The sequence below is a fragment of the Deltaproteobacteria bacterium HGW-Deltaproteobacteria-18 genome (assembly GCA_002841885.1).
In the GTDB taxonomy this organism is placed as follows: domain Bacteria; phylum Desulfobacterota; class Desulfovibrionia; order Desulfovibrionales; family Desulfomicrobiaceae; genus Desulfomicrobium.
This window is the reverse complement of record PHBE01000006.1, coordinates 27,577-46,652: the sequence shown is the minus strand read 5'-3', so window position 1 is coordinate 46,652 and position 19,076 is coordinate 27,577. Positions and strand designations below refer to the sequence as shown.

Here is a 19,076-nt window from a genome sequence, read left to right as displayed (position 1 = left end):
GCGGATTATTCGTGCCCGTGCATGGGATTGTCTGTGTTTTTTTAAAGTCATCACGTCAGTTGTAAGAATTGCGCTACACTTTGTTTTTAAAATGCGTTAACAATCCGTGAAAAAACGGATGCGGATATTCTTCAACGTCTTCACCACAGGAGGGTTTCATGAGAAAATCAAGCGTGATCGTGCTGATCGTTCTGGCTTTCAGCCTTGCCATGGCCGGTGGCTGTTCCAAGAAAGTGAGCTCCACTCCCGTCGGAACCTCGGCCGCCGGTTCGAGCGCGGATACAGGCGGCTTGAGCGCCGAGCAGCTTGAAGCGCAGCGCCTGGCCGAACTGAGGCGGCAGGCTATCGACAAGATCGGTGCCGACCGGATCTATTTTGCCTTCGACAGAAGCGAGCTTACGGACCTGTCCCGTCAGATTCTGGCGGAAAAGGCCGAACTCATGAAGACGCATCCATCCTTGAATCTACTGATCGAAGGGCATTGCGACGAGCGCGGCACCAATGAGTACAACATGGCTCTTGGCGAACGTCGGGCCAGGGCCGCCTATGAATATCTGGTCCTCATGGGGATCGAGGCCGGGCGGTTGACTATCATAAGTTACGGCGAAGAATATCCGGCAGTACCAGGTTCAAGTGAAGAAGCCTGGGCCAAGAACAGGCGCGACGAGTTCAAGGCTTCGGTAAACTAGGGTACGGGCTTCTTTAATCTTGAACTACTGAACGCTGGACACTATAACGCCGCTCATGTTCCCGTGCAAAACGGGACGAGAGCGGCGTTTTTGATTGCTCACTCGCGGACGGAATGTGTTTTTGGGGCAATGTTTTGACTCACGATAACGTTTTCAAGCGTTCAAATTCGTCTTTTTTGGATTGTTTCGTGTTCCTGCGAAATTCGCGATGAATTTCTGATCGTGGCCCGGAAGGATTCTCTTTTCCGGGATTGAATTTTTTACAACTGTGCATGGAGCAATTCGATTTGAGCTGTTGCAACCGTTCTTGTCCCACGCGACTCCAGGCCGGAGCAAAAATGAGCCGACGTGCGATGTTTATCCTGTTGATGGGATTTTTTTCATGGGTGAATTTTCAGGGAGCAGCGGCTTTTGCCGACGGCAGCCAGCTCTGGTTCAAGGACGGTCGGCCAGTCGGCGAGGCGCTTGAAGCTGTCGCCATTCTGTCCGATGCTGCCGAGGAGGGCCTCTCGCCGCGAAAATACGGCGCGGCCGCCCTCGGTCAGGCGCTGGAGGCGACGCAAGGTGCCGAAGTGATGGCGCCAGGCGTCATCATGCGCCTTGAGCAGGATTTGGCTGATGCGATGCTCCGCTATTTCAGGGATCTGCATTTCGGACAGATCGATCCGCGTCAGATTCAGGAGAATTTCACGCCCAATGCCCCTGACAGATTTGATCCGGCCGCACACCTTCAGCGAGCGTTGCAGACCGGTCGCATGCGTGAGGCCGTGGCCGAGGCCGCTCCGCAGGTGCCGCTTTATGGCCGTCTGCGCCAGGCCCGGGCCCGTTACAGTGAGCTGGCGGATGATCCGGTTTTCAGCAAATTGTGGCAGTCGCCGCTCCCCCCTCTGCCGAACGGCAAGCTGGAAATCGGGGAATCCTATGCCGGGATGCCGCTGGTCACGCTGCGCCTCATCGCTCTTGGCGACCTTCCTCGCGAGACGGGCATGACCGAATTCTATGAAGGCCACATCGTGAAGGGAATCATGGATTTTCAGGTCCGTCACGGGATGGAGCCGGATGGGGTCATCGGGCGCAAGACATTTGCGCAGCTTGGCGTGGCCCCTTCCGCCCGGGTGCGGCAAATCGAGCTGTCCATGGAGAGGCTGCGCTGGACTCCGCTTCTGCATGCGCCGCGCATGATCGCCGTGAATATTCCGGAGCACATGCTTGAGGCTTATGAGGTGGAAAACGGCACGGTCGATATTCAGACATCGATGCGGGTCATCATCGGCAGCGCCCTGGACACGCGCACGCCGCTCTTTGACGGCCGGATGCGGTCCATCGAGTTCAGCCCCTACTGGAATGTTCCCCTGTCCATCGCCAGGTCCGAGGTCGTGCCCAAGATTTTGCGCGATCCGAGTTATTTCACACGGCAGGGATTTGAAATCGTGTCCGCCGACGGGCGTATCATCACGACACTGTCCCTGGATGATCTGGAGGCGGTGCGCACAGGAAAGATGAGGATTCGCCAGCGGCCAGGCCCCAAGAATGCATTGGGCGACATAAAATTCATATTTCCCAACAAAGACAGCATTTTCTTGCATCATACGCCGACCACGCATCTTTTTGAGAAGCAGCGGCGTGATTTGAGCCATGGTTGCATTCGGGTTGAAGACCCGGTAGGGCTGGCGAAATTTGTCCTGCGACACGATAAGGTCTGGAACGAAGAGCGCATCCGCGAAGCGATGAGCGCAGGCGTTTCCACCACGCTGAGTTTGCGTGAGCCGCTGCAGGTCGTGCTGGCCTACAATACGGTGCAGATCAAAAACGATGGCCGTGTCCATTTTTTTCAGGACATATACGGCCAGGACAAACTTCTCGACCAGGCCTTGCGCAGGTCCGTTCAAACCAGCCAATGATCAACTACACATGAAACATTCACGTCGTCACTTTCTCTGCAGCATGGCCAATCTGGCCGTGGCCGGTGTCGCCCTGTCCCTTGCCCCTTCGGCCTTCGCGGCCAAACCCGGGTCTCGCAGTTTGACCTTCGCGAATACGCACACCGGCGAGAAACTGCACATCGTCTATGCAAACGGAAACCAGTATGTTCCCGGTGCCTTGAAAACACTCAATCGTTTTCTGCGTGACCATTACACGGGACAGATCGGGCGGATGGATCCGAAACTCTTTGATCTTCTGTACAAGCTCAAGCTGACACTGGGGAGCAATGAGCCTTTCGAGATCGTCTCCGGCTACCGCTGTCCGGCCACCAATACGAAATTGCGCAGAAAAGGTGGCGGCGGTGTCGCCAAACGCAGCCTGCACATGGAAGGCAAGGCCCTCGACCTGCGCCTGGCAGACGTCTCCCTCGCCGACCTGCGCGATGCCGCAAAGGATTCCCGCAAGGGCGGCGTTGGATTCTACCCGAAGGACGGGTTTGTGCATGTCGATACCGGCGTGGTTCGCAGCTGGTAGACAAGCCGTTCCCACTCCCCGCGCATCAGTTTTTACACAGTTAGAATCCCTCAGGATTCCATGCTCATTTATCTGCTTGTTTTTATACCAATGATTTTTTGAAAATGGCAAAAGAAAAGGACTTGCGGCTATCTGGCTGCAAGTCCATGTTTTTTATGGTGCCCAGGGCGGGACTTGAACCCGCACGACCTTAAAGGTCAAGGGATTTTAAATCCCTGGCGTCTACCACTTCCACCACCCGGGCAGGGAGGTTTTTCAAATATACAGGGCGGTGATGACCGTCAATTCTTTCTTGGCCTCTGCCAGGGGCTAGGCGATGACGCTCAGGAGTCGTCCCTTGTGTGGGTGCTCTGACGGTGATGGCGGAGTGGTTTGCCTTGTTTCGGACGGTTTGCGAGCGACCGATGGCGAGACGGTATTGCCAGGCTTGTCCAGTGTTTCCACTGGGCGGGCGATGTTTACGTTTTCGTTCATGGCCTTCAGTCTGTTGCGTTGCGGCTTGCGATGAAGTTCTTGAAGTCGGCGGCAAATCCGCTGTCGATGTAGCTCAGGTCGCGCAATAGTTCCTCCACGTCAAAACCGTTTTGCACCGCGAACTGGGCGAATGCCCGGCCCGAGGTGCCGGCGTGGCGCTGGCGGATCAGGCCTTCGCCGTCGCGTGAAAAGAACTGGTAGTGCCCCAGGGCATCGAGCACCAGAGAGTACTCCAGGTCCCAGGGAGTGTCTGCCGCGTAGTTGGCGACGGATCCGAGATAGTGGCCGGGCAGGGATTTCAAGCGGTTCTCCTGTCTTTACGCAGAGTGAATTTGTACCAATCCTTGTACTGATAGAAATAAAGGGCGGTGGAGCACTGGACCAGGACGGATGCGAACATGGCCATCCATACGCCGTTGGCGGACTGAAACACCACATGTCCCAGCAGGTAGGCCAGGGGCAGGCGTACCAGCCACGCCGCAGTGCCGAATATGATGGCCTGGTATATGGTCGCCCCTGCTCCGGTGAAGGCTCCGCCAAGGATCATGGCGGCCAGCAGTGGCGGCGTGGCGGCCATGTTCCAGGCCAGGTAGCGTATGGCTTCTTCCTGCACTTGCAGGTCCGGGGCGACAAAGGCGATGACCGGTTCGATGACCAGCCACAGAAGGCCGGTGATGAAGCTCATGGCGATCACGCCCACGAGCATGATCTTGTAGCCGATGCGTTTGGCTTCCTCTTTTTGACCCTGGCCAAGGTAGTGGCCGACCAGAATGGAGGCGGTGAAATTGAAGGCAATGCCAGGCAGAAAGAGCAGGGCCTCGATGCGGATGCCGGCGCTCATCCCCGCCATGGCGATGACGTTGTCAAAGGGGAGACTGGCCGTGATGGCATAGAGCACCATGTAGGCCGAGTGCCAGACCAGTTGCATGAGCCCGGCCGGCCAGGCCACCTTGACCAGATAGGGCAGGGCCAACCGGACCCAGCACCACGGGGCCAGGCTTTGCCGGGAAAGTAGCCCGCAGCGGAACATCATGACGAAGTTGTAGATGGTCCCGCAGAGGATGGAGGCGAATGTCGCCCAGGCGATGCCCTTGTATCCGAGGTCGGGCAGCCCCCACATGCCGAGCCCAAGGCCCAGGTCAAGCAGCGTGTTTACTCCCGTGACCAGGATCATGGAATAAAGGGGCAGGGTCACGATTTTCTGGGCCCGGAAAAAGGCGTTGCTGATGGTGAACAGGTAGTAGGCCGGCAGAATGTAGAGGCTGACCTGCAGCAGATACTCGGCGATGGGCATGACCTCGGCCGGGATCTGCAGAAGGAGCAGGAAGCGCTCGTCGAACCACAGCCCGAAGGCCAGGATGATCAGTCCTGTGACAAGCCCCAGCCCCACTCCCAGCCCCACAAAACGTTTGACGCGGCGCGGAAGCCCCGCTCCAGAGCTCTGGCTTATGGCCGCCACGCCGCCGTTGGCCAGCGCAATGGCCACGACCATGAAAAAGAACATGGCCTGGCTCATGACGCCCACGCAGGCCTGGGTCTCTCGCCCGATCCGCCCGGCCACCCAGACGTCGACAAAGCCGATCAGGAAGTGGAAGAACATCATCACCACCTGAGGCCAGGCCAGGTTCCAGATGGTCGCGTAAGGGGCGCGTTGCAGTTGCTGGTTGAAATCGCTTTGAGACATGTCTGCTCCGGGTGAGTTGTCAGGGTCGGAATGCTTCAGTGACTTTGATTTGACAAGCGAAAATGTGTCTGCCGGATGCCATGGACCGCCTGGGCTTGCTTTCCCGGGAGGCTGCGGATAACGAAACGGATCTTGTCAACATAAAGGGCCTGGGCCCGTGAGGTATAGCGTGGATTTTGAAAATTTGCCCGAAAGCGTGACCGTGATCGAAGAGGGCGAGAAAAAATTTTTTCTCGTCGGCACCGCTCACGTTTCCCTGGAAAGTGTCGAGGATGTGCGACGGACCGTGGAGATCGTGAATCCCGATTCCATCTGCGTCGAACTCTGCCCGGCGCGCCACCAGGCCATGACCCGGCGTGACGACTGGAAACGGATGGACATCTACAAGGTCATCAAGGAGGGCAAGGCCGTCTTTTTGATGGTGCAGCTCGTGCTGCAGGCCTTTTACCGCAAGATCGGCGACAAGCTGGGCGTACAACCCGGCGCGGAGATGATGGAAGGGGTACGCCTGGCACAAGAGACCGGAGCCACTCTGGTCCTGGCCGATCGCGATGTGCAGGTCACCTTGAAGCGCGTCTGGGGCTATCTTGGCTTCTGGAAGAAATTTCAGCTCCTGAGCCAGCTTCTGGCCAGCATTTTCGTCGACGACGAGGTGGACAAGGCCCTCATCGAGGACCTGAAGAAAAAGGACCAGCTGGCCGCCATCATGGGCTCATTTGCGGAAAATTTTCCACAGATCAAGGAGCGTCTCATCGACGAGCGCGACATCTATCTGGCGCAGAAGATCCGCAAGGCGCCGGGCACGAACATCGTGGCCGTGGTCGGAGCAGGTCACGTGCCGGGCATGCAGCAATATTTTGGCCGGGAGATCGATCTGACTCCGCTTGAAGAGCTCCCTCCCCCCTCCAGATGGGGCGTTTTCTGGAAGTGGGGGTTGCCCGGTTTTTTCGTCGCATTGCTGGTCATCGGTTTTTTCCGTGGCGGCGCTGACGCCTCCATGGACGCAATCTCGGTTTGGGTGCTGGTGACCGGCATCGGAGCGGCCCTTGGTTCTCTTGCAGCCTTTGGCCATCCGCTGACCGTGCTTTCGAGTTTTCTGGCCGCGCCCATCACCACGCTGCATCCGTTGATCGCGGCGGGCTGGGTGGCCGGACTTGTCCAGGCCTGGGTCAAGAAGCCCACGGTTTCGGACCTCGAAGAGCTGCCCATGAGCGTCATGACGGTAAAGGGCTTCTGGATCAATCCGGTCAGCCGCATTCTGCTGGTGGTCATTTTCGCCAACCTGGGTGCGACCATCGGCGTGTTCGTCTCCGGAAGCTGGATCGCGAGCATGGTGTTCTAGGGCGGCAGGGCTCAGACCGGGGCCCCGTGTCGAAATATACATGCGGCCTTATCACCGCGAAGGCGGGAATCCATCCTGCATGATTTCATATCGAACAACTTGTTTTGCAAAACAAAAAAGGGTGGCCATCACGGCCACCCTTTTTGTTTTCTTTTTGAACAGCTTCAGCGGCTAGTACGCTCCGTCCTGGGCCAGTTCCTTTTCAGTGACCTTGTGGGCGAAGGTCCGGTAGAGCCAGAACTGGTAGGCCGCCACGATGGGGATGAAGACCAGTGTCACGCCCAGCATGATGGACAGGGTCAGGGTGCTGGAAGCCGCGTTGGAGATGGTGATGGAATAGTCCGGAGAGATGCTCGAGGGCAGCAGTGCCGGGTACAATCCGACCACGCCGAAGAGCGTCAGCCCGGCGATTATGGCGGCGGACAGCCCCCATGCGAACCACCACTGCTCCTTGCCGATCTGCTGGCGCAGCAGAACGAGGGCCAGAACCGGAATCACCAGCAGGACGAGCATCAGCGGGTTGGTCAGGTAGTTGGCCAGAAGGTTGGTGTAAATGGCGGTCAGGACCACGAAGGCACCGATGAGCGCCACCAGCACGGGCCAGAGCTTGCGGGTCAGATTGGCTGCGCGCTGTTGCAGGTCCCCGTCGCTTTTGACCGTCAACCACAGGGCTCCGTGCATGACGAAGAGCAGCACGAAGAGCACTCCTCCGGCCAGGCCGTAGGGATTCAGGAGAGTCAGCAGGTTGCCCTGGAAGACACCGTTTTCATCCAGGGGCAGACCCATGAAGATGTTGGCGAAAGCCACGCCCAGAAGCAGCGCGGGCACAAAGCTGCCGATGGTGGCGCCCCAGTCCCAGACCCTGCGCCAGGCCGGGCTGTCGACCTGGTGACGGAACTCCAGGGAGACGCCGCGGACGATCAACGCGAAGAGCAGCAGCATGAGCGGCGTGTAGAGGCCGCTGAACATGACCGCGTAAGCCTTGGGAAACGCGGCGAAAGTCACGCCGCCGGCGGTGATCAGCCAGACTTCGTTGCCGTCCCAGAAGGGACCCATGGCGTTGAGCATGACCCTGCGGTCCGTGTCGGACTTGCCCAGGAACGGGATGAGCGTCCCGATGCCCAGATCGTATCCGTCCAGCACGAAATAAACGGCCCAGAGCACACCCCAGAGTAGGAACCATATGGTTTCAAGCATGTATCAATCCTCCTTGTGATCTGAACGGTTTACGCCTCGGCAGGGCCTTTCTTGGCGAACTTGAAGAGCAGGTAGATGTCAACTGCGCCCAGCAGTGCGTACAGCAGGGTCAGCGCCACCAGGGAGAAGGCCACCTGGGACGTCACGATAGGCGAGACCGCGTCGGCGGTTTTCATGAGCCCATAGACGATCCAGGGTTGACGTCCCACCTCGGCCACGACCCAGCCGGCCTCGATGGCGAGGTAGGGGAGCGGGATGGCGAAGAGCATGGCTTTGAGCAGGCGCGGCGTTTCGGTCAGCCTGTTGCGGCGCAGGAACGCCCAGATGCACAGGATGGGCAGGAGCGTGCCGATTCCGACCATGGCCCTGAAGGAGAGAAAGGTCAGCATGACGGGCGGTCGCTCGTCTTTCGGCCAGTCCTTCAGACCCTGGACAGGAGTGTTGAAGGAACCGTGGGCCAGGAAGGACAGGGCGCCGGGGATGCCGAAGAGTTCAACGGCGTTTTTCTCGTTTTTCTCATCCGGCACGACCAGCAGATACATGGGCGCGCTCTCCTGGGTTTCCCACAGGGATTCCATGGCCGCGAGCTTGGCGGGCTGTATTCTGCCGACTTCCTGGGCGTGATGATGGCCCTGGACCGCGACCAGCACCGAAAAGACAAGGGCGAAGACCATGCCCATCTTGAAGGAACGGGTAAAGAAGTCGATGTTCTGCTTCTTGAGCAGATGGTAGGCGGAGACGCCCATGATGAAAAAACCGGCCAGGGTGAAGGCGCCGCTCAGAGTGTGGACGTACTGCTGCCAGCCAAAGGGGTTCAGGAGCACGTGGAAGAAGTTGTCCAGTTCTGCGCGGCCGTTTCTGAGCACATAGCCCACCGGGTTCTGCATGAAGGCGTTGGCCAGGAGAATCCATGCCGCCGAGAGGTTGGAGGCGATGGCCACCAGCCAGATACAGGCCGCGTGCATCTTGGGGGACAGGATGTTCCAGCCAAAGATCCAGGCGCCGAGAAAGGTTGATTCCAGGAAAAAGGATGTGGTGGCCTCGATGGCCAAAAGAGACCCGAAGATGTCTCCGACGTATTCGGAATAGCGGGACCAGTTGGTGCCGAACTGAAATTCAAGCGTGATTCCCGTGACCACGCCGAGCACGAAATTGATGACAAAGAGCTTTCCCCAGAATTTGGTCATCCGTTTGTACGTCTCGTCGCCGGTACGTACGTATTTGGTTTCCATGATGGCCACCAGAATGGACAAGCCGAGGGTCAGCGGGACGAAGATGAAATGAAACATGGTAGCCATGGCGAATTGAAGCCTGGATAACATGAGCACATCCATAGTGAGTCTCCTTTAGTTTTGTGCGGGTGCGTGGCCCGTGATCCGGCAGACGGCCTCCGCGGCCAGGATGGCCAGGGTCACTTCCTGAAGTTCACGGTCGCGGTAAAGTTCCAGGACAGATTGGTCCAGGCTCATGGCTTCAAGTTTCGGCAGCGCCGAAGTCAGGCCCAGCAGGCCGCAGGCCCATGCCGTCAGACCCCGGATGACCGTGTCGCAGTCTTCAAGGGCGCAGAGCAGATCGGCTTCGGCCTTTGCCGCGAGCTCGGGCCGGACCTGCGCCAGTCGGCCCACGCCCCATACGGCCCCACGGCGCAGGGGCGCGTGCTCCAGATAGCAGTCCGGACGGCAATGGTCCTCATGGATGTAGGCCAGGAGGTGGTTGTGGTATTCGGCGGCGACAAGGGGGCTTGCGGCCATGATCTCGGCCATGGCTTCCGGTGCGCCCCAGCCGATGCCTCCGGATTCGTCGTTGAGACTCCAGATGAAGCGACGCATGACCACGCGCGCCTTTTCCGGAGACTTTTCGGCCAGGGCCGCGACGACGATCCCAAACGCCGTGACGGCACGCCAGCGGACCAGCGGCACCGGGTTGCACAGCGCCGAGAAGAGCGGAGCCACGGCCTGCTGCCCGAGCTCCGCGAGGTTGCCAAGTCCGGCCTCCCAGCCATCACTGGCCAGGAGGTCCAGGACTTGACGTTTTATTTCCCTGCTGCGCGCCATGGTGCGTATCTTAAGCCTCGGCTTCCACTTTGGCGACGATGGCCTTGCCAACCTGACGACCCAGTTCCTTGCACTCGGCCAGCTTGGCGTGGTCCGGCACGTTCTTGCACTTCACTCCGGGTTCGACGACCTCGACCTTGGCCGACTTGAGCCACTCGGTCAGGACGCCCAGGGATTCGCCGCTCCAGCCAAAGGATGCGAAGGCTGCGCCGACGCGTCCCTGGGGCTTGAGGCCCTTCATGTAGGTCAGAAAGTCCGCCATCAGCGGCATGATGCCGTTGTTGTGGGTCGGGGAGCCGCAGATGATTCCGGTGGCGTCGGCCAGTGCGCCCATGACGTCGGAATGGTGGTACTGCTTGAGGTGCATGATTCTGGCCGCGACCCCTTCTTCCATGAGTCCCTCGGCAATGGCCTTGGCCATCTTTTCCGTGGAATGCCACATGGTGTCATAGACAATGAGGGCCTTCTTGTTTGGCTTCTGCTCGGCGTAGTCGCGGTAGGCCTGAAGGATCAGCGGCACATTGGAGCGCCAGATGATGCCGTGGTCCGGTGCGATCATGTCGATGTCAAGACCCAGCTTGCCTACATCGTCGAGCACCGCAATGACCCGGGGGGAAAAAGGCAGGACGATGTTGAAATAGTAGTGGGAGGCCTCCGCCATGAGCATGGCCAGATCTATTTCGTCGTCGAAGCGTTCGCTGGAGGCTATATTCTGCCCGAAAGCGTCATTGGAGATGAGCAGCTTGTCTTCGGGAATGAAGGAGAACATGGAGTCAGGCCAGTGCAGCATGCGTGTCTCGATGAACTGCACCGTGCGTTTGCCGAGGCTGATGGAGTCGCCGGTCTGCACCGGATGGTAGGGCCAGTCGGGCTGGTGGTAATGGTCGAGAAGCATGCGATGCCCTATCTTGGAGCAGAAAACCTTTTCGGGCTGAATCTTTTCCATCAGGAAGGGCATGGCCCCGGAGTGGTCGGGTTCAATGTGGTTGCAGACGATGTAGTCGATCTTTTCCAGCGGAATGATGGATCTGATCTGGTGATACAGGTCCATCTGAAATTTGGCCGGAACGGAGTCGAAAAGGGTGATCTTGTCGTCGATGACCAGATACGCGTTATATGTCGTTCCCTGGGGAGATTTGGAGTATCCGTGGAAATCGTGGATGTTCCAGTCCACGACGCCGACCCAGTAGATGTCTTTCTTGATTTCGGTAACAGGCATTGGGAATTGTCCTTACAACGTGATGACCCCGCCCTGGGCGGGGAGGTGAGCGTAGAAAAAAACAAGGCCAGCCCGGATCGTGCGGGCTGGCCTTGGTCGATCAATTTTCCTTGGCGAAATCTTCCTTGCCGGCTCCGCAGACGGGACAGGTCCAGTCGTCGGGAATGTCCTCGAACTTGGTTCCGGGAGCGACGCCGCTGTCCGGGTCGCCGACGGCCGGGTCGTAAACATAGCCGCAGAGGGTGCAAACGTATTTATCCATGCTGAGTAACTCCTTTTAGTTTTCGATTTTCCAGTGTCCGTGCAGGTTGCAGTATTCGCGGGCCGTGACTTTTTCCGCAGTGATACAGAATTCGGCTTCAGGGGCCTGGCCGGGGTTGAGATACTGGCGATAGACCTTGCCGTCAGCCACAAGCTCGATCCATTCAACATAATGGGCGTCGAGCATGGGATGGGCGACTTCGCCGACCACGACCTTGTAGCCATTGGCGGTCTTGTGGATGACGGGGACATGTTTTTCCCGGGCCGCGTCCACTGTCCCTTCAACCTGAAGCTTCATGTCCTCACCACAACAGACCAGAGCTCCGGCGCCGCCATGCATCACTTCAACGATATTTCCACATAGTTCGCATTTGTACACTTCGAGTCTTTGAGCCATTTATTCCTCCATGTTCGTGGTATGAATTTACCCGAGCACTTACCATGGAACGGCTGAGTGTTCCAGTGATTTTGATAATTGGGACATGTTGGCCGCTATGGGACTACTGCGTCAACTTTTTTCCAGCCTGACACTGGGGGCAGAGCCCCGAGAATTCAAGGCTTACGCCGGTGATCAGGAAGTCCGTGTCAAGCCCCTGCTCAATGCCCGAGATGTCCGGAGCGTCGAAGATGTCTCCCACCTTTCCGCATGCTTCGCAGCGGATATGATGATGGGGGGACACGTCGCCGTCAAAACGCTTCTGGCCGGCCGCATTTTCGAGTTTGCGAACCAGGCCGAGCGAACTGAGCACCTCCAGATTGCGGTACACGGTGCCAAGGCTGATGCGGGGCATCTTCTGTCGCACCATTCCGTAGATCTCGTCGGCAGTGGGGTGGGTGGTCACTGATTTGAGCTCTTCCAGGATGATCCTGCGTTGATTGGTCAGTCGCATGTCTTTGCCCAATAGTTCTTTCATGTCGGTACCTCTGTCAAACTTTGATAATTGTTCCTATTAAAAACAAGGACCGGCGTCAACAAAAAGACGGAGTTGGGTCAGTCTGGGATGGATGAAAGCAGATCCAGGATCTGTTTTTCCGAGATGTCTTTCATGCAGGCGTTGCCAAGAGCGCATGCGTCCTGACCGTGCAGGGAGCAGGGAGCCTTGGGGCAGATGCTCTGGTGGACCACGTCATGCGGGCCCGAGGGGTAAAAACCCCATTCTCTTGTCGTCGGCCCGAACAGGGCGACAACCGGCGTGTCCACGGCCGTGGCCAGGTGCATGGGGCCGGAGTCCCCGGTGACCAGGACCCGGCACAGGGACAGCAGGGCGGAGGTGGCGCGCAGGTCGGTGGCGTTGGTCAGGTCGTGCGGAGCCTGCGGATAGAGCGGCTGGTCATGACGGCCAAGGATGAGCACCTGCTGTCCATTGGCTTCGAGATTCAGGATCAGATTTCGCCAGACTTCGGGGCGCGGGGTTTTGGCCGGGTGGGTGGCGTAGGGATGGATGGCGACGGGGCGCATGAATCCCAGACGTGAAAGTGTTTCACGGGCAGCGGCTTTTTCTTTTTCGGAAAGAAAGATGCGGGGCTTCAGGGCAAGGGCGTCCACCGGTTCCGGACCCAGAGCCATGCAGTAGCGCTGGGGGACGTTGAGGCGGCGGAGTCTGGCGGCGAAGAGCGGGTGCCTGGTGGCCAGAAACAGCCGTCTGCTCAGCGAGAATTTGCGGTAGGTGCGCGTGGCCCCGGGCCAGAGCGTGCGCAGCAGCATGGTGCGCAGGTTGACGTGCAGGTCGAGCAGCGGCAGGTGCCCAAATTCCCGGGCCAGCCCACGGCAGAACCTGATCCAGCTAGCGCCGCGCAGGTCTTCATCGCGGACTCCGATGATCCCGGTCACGGCCGGGTGGTTGTCGAAGACGGGAGCCAGGGCCGGTCTGGTCAGCACCCGAAAGGTTAACCCGGCCTGTTCATGCCAGTATGCGAGCACCCCTGTGGTCAGGATGGCGTCGCCAAGGGCGCTCAGCCGTACGGTCATGCATTCCTGGTTGCTGAAAGGCAGGGACATGGGCAAGGGCTCCTATCTTTGCGCGCAAAGATCGGCGTAGACCTGCATGAGGGCTGCCGAAGTGCGTGAGATGTGAAAGTTTTGGGCATGGAGCACGCCCCGGGCGATCATTTCCTGACGCAGGGTGCTGTCTCCCAGGACCTTGGCCAGGGCCTGGGCCAGTTCCGGCACATCGCCCGGCGTGGTATACAGGGCTGCGTCGCCGCCGGGTTCTGCAAAGCAGGAGCCGGTGGAGGTGATGACCGGGATTCCGCTGCTCAGAGCCTCAAGGATCGGGATGCCGAAGCCTTCGCCCACCGAAGGATAGGCAAAAGCCTCGGCCAGCTGGTACAGGCCGGGCAGGTCCGCGTCCGCGACCTGTCCGAGAAAATGGACCCGGCCTAGAAGGCCTGCGGCCCGCGCCTGATCGCGCAGGGCCGACTCAAGGGGGCCCTTGCCTACGATGACCAGATCCGGACGCTCGGCCGAAGGCAGCAGCGCCAGGGCCGAGATGAGCGTCTGGGCGCCCTTGCGGGGGATGAGGGAGCCGACGAACAGTACGTAGCGTTGGGGCAGGTCGTGGGCCCTGCGCAGCCTGTCCAGTTCATCTTGCCCCCTGACAACGGAGAAGGCCGGGGAACAGCTCTGATAGGCGACACGGATGCGCTCCCTGGGGATCTTGAAAATTTCGTGCACGTCGTCGGCGGTCTTGCGGCTGATGGCCACAATCATGTCCGCGTGCAGGCAGCTTTTTCGGTATTTGAAGGCGTAGAGCTGCCTGTCGATCCAGGGATAGAGATGAGGGTGGGTCAGGAAAAGCAGATCGTGCATGCTGACCACGGTGCGCGTGCGCGGCCCGAAAGAGGTCAGCGGGAGTTCGTGGGAGAGGCCATGATAAATGTCCAGGTCATGGGTGCGCGCCTCGCGGGGAATGCCCAGGCTGCGCCACAGGGCGGGAAACATGCGTCCAATCGGGCATGCTTCGTGCACATGCAGGCCGTGGCAGGCGGGCAATGTGCAAAATGGCCCGGACAGTCGTTGAGCATATAACGTGTAGCGGTGCTCCGGAAAATGCTCCGCCAGTCCGAAGACGGTGCTGCGGGCGTAGTTGCCCAGCCCTGTCGGGTTGTTGAAAAAGCGTTTGGCGTCAAATCCGATGTGCATGCACATGTTCCTTTTTTTGCACAAGATGCTCCAGGTAGCAGCCAAGGTCGCGTGCCAGCCAGGTCGGGCGGTCCGGTCCGGGGGAGCAGCGCTGCATCGTGAGCCCGGATGTCTCGAGGCCAAGGCCCCGGGCGGCATCGGAGCCATGTCCGGTCAGGACCAGCACCGTTTCGGCGCAGCCGATGGCCTGACCGAAGCGTATGTCGGCGACCTTGTCTCCGATCATGACCGTTTTCTCCGGTGACAGGCCGTAGGTAGCCGCCAGTTTTTGCCAGATCCCGACGCGAGGCTTGCGGCACTCGCATTTGTCTTCAGGGGAGTGGGGGCAATGGGCGGCGCCGCCGAGGACGATGCCTTCGGCCAGGAGCAGCTCCACCAGGCGCGCGTGCACCCTGCGGTAGTCGTCTTCGCTGAAGAGGCCGCGCCCGATGCCGCTCTGATTGCTGGCCAGATAGAAGCTGCAGCCAAGTCCGGCCAGCCTGCGCATGGGAACGGCCACGCCGGGAATGAGCGCGACCAGAGCGGGCTCGCTCAGGTAGTGGCGCTCTTCAATCAGGGTGCCGTCGCGGTCGAGCAGTATGGTGTCTATGCCTGTCATATTTGTCCTTGCTGAAGATGGGCTTTTTTGATCGGTAAGCGCAGCAAGGTCAAGAAAGGAAATGGACTGGTCCGGCCATCCTGCCCGAGAGAGTCAAAAGTCTGAAATTTGTCATACGAAAATGTTGACGAAACTGGTCTGGTTGTGGATATGCGCGTGCGAAACGGCACGCAAGGCGTCGTGACAGGTGGCGCCGGTTCATGCTAGGAGCCGGGCCACAATGAAACCGGAGACTTTATGAGTACTGCAAAAAATCAGAAATGGGTGTACCTCGCCGCCGTCCTGCTCGTCGGCGCCGGCGTAGGATACCTTCTCTTCAGTGGCCTGTCCCAGAATTCCGTGTATTTTCTCAATGTATCCGAAGCCCTGGCCATGCCGGCGGAAAAGCTTTCCCAGGCCAGGCTTTTCGGCATGGTGGCAGAAAAGGGTGTGGAGCACGACCCCACGGCCATGGGGGTGTCCTTTTTCGCCTTGGACAAGGACGATCCGAGTCAGGTCATCCGCGTTCACTACCGGGGGGCCGTGCCCGACACGTTCAAGGCCGGCGTCGAGGTTATCCTTGAGGGCTCGTTCAAGGCCGACACCCGGGTGTTCGAGGCCACCACGCTGCTGACCAAGTGCCCTTCCAAATACGAAAAGAATGAAAAGGGCCAGATGCGTCCCCCCGGATTCACCAGCTAGTCCCGGTTCTTTCACTTATTTTTTGCAACCAGAACCTCCACGAGGATACCCCGTTTCATGCACGCCATCAGTTTCACCGCACTACTCTTGAGCATGCTGGCCGCCGTGGGCTTGACCGCGACGGCCGGGATGAAGGCCCTCAAAGACGATTTCGACACCGTCACCCTGCTTGAAAAGGGCCAGATCCTGCTGACCGTCGTGGTCCTGGCGGTCTCCGCCATTCTGGTGCAGGCCCTGGTGGTCCGTGACTTCTCCTACGTCTATGTCCGAGATTACACGGATACCTTTCTGCCCCTGTTTTATGCCGTCACGGCATTCTGGGCCGGGCAGAACGGCTCCTTTCTGTTCTGGTATCTGTGCGTGGCCCTCATGGGCTGCTGCATGATCTACACCCCCGGATATTCCCGGCTGGACGGCAGGACCAAGGTTTTTTTCTGGATTCTCTTTTTCCTGGTCGAGATCTTTTTCCTTTACGCCCTGACCGGTCCGAGCAACCCCTTCATGAAGCTCGATCCCGTACCGGCGGAAGGCCGGGGACTCAACCCCCTGCTGCAGAATCCGGGCATGATATTTCATCCTCCGCTTCTTTTCCTGGGCTACGCCGGATACACCATTCCCTTTTGCCTGGCCCTGGCTTCCCGCCTTTCGGGCAACAGCCGCGAGTGGCTTGAACTGTGCCGCAACTGGAACATCGTGGCCTGGATATTCCTGACCTCGGGCATCATCCTCGGGGCCTGGTGGTCCTACATGGAACTTGGCTGGGGCGGTTACTGGGCCTGGGACCCGGTCGAGAACGCCTCGCTCATCCCCTGGCTGGCCGGTACCGCCTTCATCCATACCGCCATCGTCGGCCGCACGCGCAAGTCGCTGCTGCGCACCAACGTGTTCATGGTCGCCCTGACCTTCCTGCTCTGCTTTTTCGCCACCTTCGTGGTCCGCAGCGGCATGATCGATTCCCTGCACGCCTTCGGCGGCAGCCGCATGGGTATCCCGCTCCTGGTCTTCATGATCGCCACGTTGCTGCTGACCGTTTACGTTTGCCTGGTCCAGCGCAAGGACGACTCCGTGCACATCGATGACTTCGCCAGCCGTCCGGGCATGCTCTTCCTGGCTTCCTGGCTCTTCCTGTGCCTTGGCGGCATTGTCTTCCTGGGCGTGCTCTGGCCGGTCCTGAGCAGCATGTGGAGCGCCAATCCCGTTGGTCTTGACGCCGGCTTCTACAACAGGGTCTGTCTGCCGCTTTTTGCCGTGCTGGCCTTTATCATGTCCATCTGTCCCTGGTTTTCGCAAAAAAGCGGAATCAACGACAAGGCGGCTCTGGGGCTGGTTCTGGGCGTTGGCGCAGGAGCGGCGGTGATCATGTTCGTGCTGGGTTACTCGCAGCCGCTGGCTCTTTTCTCGGCGGTCTCGGGCTTCATGATGATGGTTTCCATTGCCCTTTTCTTCGTGCGCAACAAGGGCGCCCGGGCCTTCCTGCCTTCATGGGGCGCTTACGGCGTGCACATGGGCGTGGCGCTGATGGTTGTCGGCGTGGCTTTTTCCGGGCCCTACAAGATGGAGACGGAGGCCGTACTGAGCAAAGGACAGTCCATGACCGTGGGCTCATATGAGATCATGTTCAACGAACTGACCCACGATCACGGCAATCCGGCCATGGACACCCACGCAGCCCTGCTGACAGTGACCCAGGGCGGCAAGTCCGTGGGCAGCCTGGCGCCGGAGAAGCGGTTGTACCGCAACTTCGAGCAGTCGACCTTTGCCGAGGTTTCGGTCATCCCGTCCCTGGGCGAGGAAATATATGCCACGCTGCTCGGCTTCGACGAGCAGGGCACGGTCAGCCTGAAGGTGAGCGTCAACCCTCTGGTCAACTGGATCTGGATCGGCGGCACCCTGTCATGTCTGATCGCGTTCTTGTGCTGGAGAAAGATCGAGCGCCGAGGATGAGTTCAGGTTCCCTGTTAACCCTGCGCGGAGTCAGCCATTTTTTTGGCTCCCGCCTGATTTTCAAGGGCGTGTCCTGCGAACTGGGCCCGGGCAGCATCTTGCTCGTGGCCGGGCCAAACGGCGCGGGCAAGACTACGCTCCTGAAAATCATGGCCGGCCTGACCCCGCCCCGGGCAGGTACGGTGGAGCGCAGGGTCCGGGATCGGGCCATGGCCTTCATGGGGCATCAGACCTTTGTCTATCCGGCGCTCTCGGCCCTGGGGAACCTTGAGTTCTGGAACAGCGTCTACGGGCGTGGCCTCGACGACGCAGCCCTGCTCGGACTGCTGGACCGGGTCGGGCTCAAGGGATTTGCCCTGGAGGCGGCGGGCACGTTTTCCCGTGGCATGGCCCAGCGGCTGTCCCTGGCGAGGGTCCTCCTGGTCGAACCTGAGCTCCTCTTTCTGGATGAGCCATCCACCGGCCTTGATGCGGCTTCACAGGCCTTGCTGCATGGCGAATTGGAGAAGGCCAGAACCCGGGGCGCGGGAATCGTCTGGATCTCCCACGACCTGGACCGCGACCTCGGCCGCGCCGACATGGTCCTGGGACTTGGCGGACGCGGCATGAACTATTTCGGCCCGGCGCATGGGTTTGCCCCGGAGGCACTGTGATCACGTCCTCACTGGCCATCGCCCGCAAGGATCTGCGTCTGGCCTTCGCGGGTGGGCAGGGCCCGGTTCAGGCCGTGTTGCTCGGGCTTCTGCTGGTATTCATTTTCAGTCTGTCGGCCGCTCCGGGCGAGCGATTTTCCGCCCAGCAGGCCATGGCCATCTTCTGGCTGTGCAGCTCTTTTGGGGTGGTCCTGATTTTTTCCCTGCTTTTTCGTTTCGAGGAAGAGAACGACACCGCCACGGCCCTGCTCCTTTCCCCTCTGCCGGTGCAGGGATTGTGGCTGGGCAAGACCCTGGCGGGCTTTTTGCTGCTTCTGCTGTGTCAGGTTTTCTTTTTTCCGGCGGCCCTGGTCTTTCTCGGCCTCGACCCCGGCGGCAACCTGTCCGGGCTCATGCTCATGGTGCTTGGGGTGGATGTCGGCCTGTGCGTGCTCGGCGGCCTCATCGGAGCCATGGGGCAGGGCCAGGGGGCCAAGGACGCTCTTTTGACCATCATCGTGTTTCCGTTGCAGATACCGCTTCTTCTCGGCGGAATTCGCATCGGGGTCGGACTGATGCAGGGTGCGTCGATGGCCGGGGTCGCGGATTGGTTCGGACTTGTCTTGGCGTTCGACGCAGTTTTTGCGGGTGCGGCACTTTTTCTGTTCCCGCATGTCTTCAGAGGGGAATAAAAGGACGAAC

Annotated in this window: 20 protein-coding genes and 1 tRNA gene; 8 read left to right on the top strand and 13 right to left on the bottom strand. The window is 59.5% G+C overall.

Annotated elements, in window-relative coordinates; translation table 11 throughout:
• Nucleotides 1–158: 158 nt before the first annotated feature.
• From pal to CVU60_06510, 3 genes are all read left to right on the top strand, one after another.
• Nucleotides 159–689: a peptidoglycan-associated lipoprotein gene (pal, locus tag CVU60_06520; GenBank protein ID PKN42344.1), complete on the top strand. Its 531-nt coding sequence runs from the start codon at nt 159–161 to the stop codon at nt 687–689.
• A 266-nt stretch (nt 690–955) separates the two neighbouring features.
• Entirely contained in the window at nt 956–2,590 is a 1,635-nt protein-coding gene (locus tag CVU60_06515; GenBank protein PKN42425.1) for a murein L,D-transpeptidase, read from the top strand.
• A 10-nt stretch (nt 2,591–2,600) separates the two neighbouring features.
• Nucleotides 2,601–3,146, top strand: a complete 546-nt coding sequence (locus tag CVU60_06510; GenBank protein PKN42343.1) for a twin-arginine translocation pathway signal protein — start codon at nt 2,601–2,603, stop codon at nt 3,144–3,146.
• A gap of 156 nt (nt 3,147–3,302) precedes the next feature.
• On the opposite strand, the gene CVU60_06505 is transcribed toward CVU60_06510, so the two are convergent.
• The 3 genes from CVU60_06505 to CVU60_06495 all read right to left on the bottom strand — a co-directional run bounded on the left by CVU60_06505 (nt 3,303) and on the right by CVU60_06495 (nt 5,304).
• Nucleotides 3,303–3,390: transfer RNA gene (locus tag CVU60_06505), tRNA-Leu, on the bottom strand.
• Between the two features lie 235 nt (nt 3,391–3,625).
• Entirely contained in the window at nt 3,626–3,922 is a 297-nt protein-coding gene (locus CVU60_06500) for a hypothetical protein (GenBank protein PKN42342.1), read from the bottom strand.
• Entirely contained in the window at nt 3,919–5,304 is a 1,386-nt protein-coding gene (locus CVU60_06495) for an MATE family efflux transporter (GenBank protein PKN42341.1), read from the bottom strand. Before CVU60_06495 ends, CVU60_06500 begins: the two co-directional genes overlap by 4 nt.
• A gap of 169 nt (nt 5,305–5,473) precedes the next feature.
• Here CVU60_06495 and CVU60_06490 point away from each other — a divergent pair, with 169 nt between their 5' ends.
• On the top strand, nt 5,474–6,646 hold the full coding sequence (locus CVU60_06490; protein PKN42340.1) for a TraB family protein: 1,173 nt from the start codon (nt 5,474–5,476) through the stop codon (nt 6,644–6,646).
• Nucleotides 6,647–6,817: 171 nt separating this feature from the next.
• Here the strand turns inward: CVU60_06490 and cydB are convergent, their stop codons facing one another.
• From cydB to CVU60_06440, 10 genes are all read right to left on the bottom strand, one after another.
• Complete coding sequence (gene cydB, locus CVU60_06485) at nt 6,818–7,843, bottom strand: cytochrome d ubiquinol oxidase subunit II (protein PKN42339.1); 1,026 nt, start codon at nt 7,841–7,843, stop codon at nt 6,818–6,820.
• A gap of 29 nt (nt 7,844–7,872) precedes the next feature.
• Nucleotides 7,873–9,177 (bottom strand): cytochrome ubiquinol oxidase subunit I, encoded by a 1,305-nt coding sequence (locus tag CVU60_06480; GenBank protein PKN42338.1) that lies wholly within the window; start codon nt 9,175–9,177, stop codon nt 7,873–7,875.
• A gap of 12 nt (nt 9,178–9,189) precedes the next feature.
• A complete protein-coding gene (locus tag CVU60_06475) occupies nt 9,190–9,897 on the bottom strand; it encodes a hypothetical protein (protein PKN42337.1) in 708 nt (235 codons plus the stop codon).
• A gap of 10 nt (nt 9,898–9,907) precedes the next feature.
• Complete coding sequence (locus CVU60_06470; protein ID PKN42336.1) at nt 9,908–11,116, bottom strand: MBL fold metallo-hydrolase; 1,209 nt, start codon at nt 11,114–11,116, stop codon at nt 9,908–9,910.
• Between the two features lie 100 nt (nt 11,117–11,216).
• Nucleotides 11,217–11,378 (bottom strand): rubredoxin, encoded by a 162-nt coding sequence (locus CVU60_06465; GenBank protein PKN42335.1) that lies wholly within the window; start codon nt 11,376–11,378, stop codon nt 11,217–11,219.
• A gap of 15 nt (nt 11,379–11,393) precedes the next feature.
• Nucleotides 11,394–11,774 carry a desulfoferrodoxin gene (locus CVU60_06460; protein ID PKN42334.1) on the bottom strand — a complete coding sequence of 127 codons (381 nt, stop codon included), beginning with the start codon at nt 11,772–11,774 and terminating at the stop codon, nt 11,394–11,396.
• A 103-nt stretch (nt 11,775–11,877) separates the two neighbouring features.
• A complete protein-coding gene (locus tag CVU60_06455) occupies nt 11,878–12,291 on the bottom strand; it encodes a transcriptional repressor (protein ID PKN42333.1) in 414 nt (137 codons plus the stop codon).
• 77 nt (nt 12,292–12,368) lie between these two features.
• Entirely contained in the window at nt 12,369–13,376 is a 1,008-nt protein-coding gene (locus CVU60_06450) for a glycosyltransferase family 9 protein (protein ID PKN42332.1), read from the bottom strand.
• Nucleotides 13,377–13,388: 12 nt separating this feature from the next.
• Nucleotides 13,389–14,525, bottom strand: a complete 1,137-nt coding sequence (locus CVU60_06445; GenBank protein PKN42331.1) for a glycosyltransferase family 1 protein — start codon at nt 14,523–14,525, stop codon at nt 13,389–13,391.
• Entirely contained in the window at nt 14,503–15,117 is a 615-nt protein-coding gene (locus CVU60_06440; GenBank protein ID PKN42330.1) for an HAD family hydrolase, read from the bottom strand. Before CVU60_06440 ends, CVU60_06445 begins: the two co-directional genes overlap by 23 nt.
• 237 nt (nt 15,118–15,354) lie before the next feature.
• Between CVU60_06440 and CVU60_06435 the strand changes: the two genes are divergently transcribed.
• The 4 genes from CVU60_06435 to CVU60_06420 are packed head-to-tail and all read left to right on the top strand — an operon-like array spanning nt 15,355 to nt 19,066.
• Nucleotides 15,355–15,798 carry a cytochrome c biogenesis protein CcmE gene (locus CVU60_06435; protein ID PKN42329.1) on the top strand — a complete coding sequence of 148 codons (444 nt, stop codon included), beginning with the start codon at nt 15,355–15,357 and terminating at the stop codon, nt 15,796–15,798.
• A gap of 57 nt (nt 15,799–15,855) precedes the next feature.
• Nucleotides 15,856–17,742, top strand: coding sequence for a cytochrome C biogenesis protein CcmF (locus tag CVU60_06430; protein ID PKN42328.1), 1,887 nt, complete (start codon nt 15,856–15,858; stop codon nt 17,740–17,742).
• On the top strand, nt 17,739–18,395 hold the full coding sequence (locus CVU60_06425; GenBank protein PKN42327.1) for an ABC transporter ATP-binding protein: 657 nt from the start codon (nt 17,739–17,741) through the stop codon (nt 18,393–18,395). Before CVU60_06430 ends, CVU60_06425 begins: the two co-directional genes overlap by 4 nt.
• On the top strand, nt 18,392–19,066 hold the full coding sequence (locus tag CVU60_06420; GenBank protein ID PKN42326.1) for a heme ABC transporter permease CcmB: 675 nt from the start codon (nt 18,392–18,394) through the stop codon (nt 19,064–19,066). Before CVU60_06425 ends, CVU60_06420 begins: the two co-directional genes overlap by 4 nt.
• Nucleotides 19,067–19,076: the final 10 nt, after the last annotated feature.

Coding starts and splice junctions, on each gene's coding strand:
- CVU60_06460 (PKN42334.1), bottom strand. CDS start 11,774: ATGGCTCAAAGACTCGAAGTGTACAAATGCGAACTATGTGGAAATATC.
- CVU60_06430 (PKN42328.1), top strand. CDS start 15,856: ATGCACGCCATCAGTTTCACCGCACTACTCTTGAGCATGCTGGCCGCC.
- CVU60_06480 (PKN42338.1), bottom strand. CDS start 9,177: ATGGATGTGCTCATGTTATCCAGGCTTCAATTCGCCATGGCTACCATG.
- CVU60_06425 (PKN42327.1), top strand. CDS start 17,739: ATGAGTTCAGGTTCCCTGTTAACCCTGCGCGGAGTCAGCCATTTTTTT.
- CVU60_06435 (PKN42329.1), top strand. CDS start 15,355: ATGAGTACTGCAAAAAATCAGAAATGGGTGTACCTCGCCGCCGTCCTG.
- CVU60_06495 (PKN42341.1), bottom strand. CDS start 5,304: ATGTCTCAAAGCGATTTCAACCAGCAACTGCAACGCGCCCCTTACGCG.
- CVU60_06465 (PKN42335.1), bottom strand. CDS start 11,378: ATGGATAAATACGTTTGCACCCTCTGCGGCTATGTTTACGACCCGGCC.
- pal (PKN42344.1), top strand. CDS start 159: ATGAGAAAATCAAGCGTGATCGTGCTGATCGTTCTGGCTTTCAGCCTT.
- CVU60_06470 (PKN42336.1), bottom strand. CDS start 11,116: ATGCCTGTTACCGAAATCAAGAAAGACATCTACTGGGTCGGCGTCGTG.
- cydB (PKN42339.1), bottom strand. CDS start 7,843: ATGCTTGAAACCATATGGTTCCTACTCTGGGGTGTGCTCTGGGCCGTT.
- CVU60_06455 (PKN42333.1), bottom strand. CDS start 12,291: ATGAAAGAACTATTGGGCAAAGACATGCGACTGACCAATCAACGCAGG.
- CVU60_06450 (PKN42332.1), bottom strand. CDS start 13,376: ATGTCCCTGCCTTTCAGCAACCAGGAATGCATGACCGTACGGCTGAGC.
- CVU60_06475 (PKN42337.1), bottom strand. CDS start 9,897: ATGGCGCGCAGCAGGGAAATAAAACGTCAAGTCCTGGACCTCCTGGCC.
- CVU60_06440 (PKN42330.1), bottom strand. CDS start 15,117: ATGACAGGCATAGACACCATACTGCTCGACCGCGACGGCACCCTGATT.
- CVU60_06445 (PKN42331.1), bottom strand. CDS start 14,525: ATGTGCATGCACATCGGATTTGACGCCAAACGCTTTTTCAACAACCCG.
- CVU60_06510 (PKN42343.1), top strand. CDS start 2,601: ATGAAACATTCACGTCGTCACTTTCTCTGCAGCATGGCCAATCTGGCC.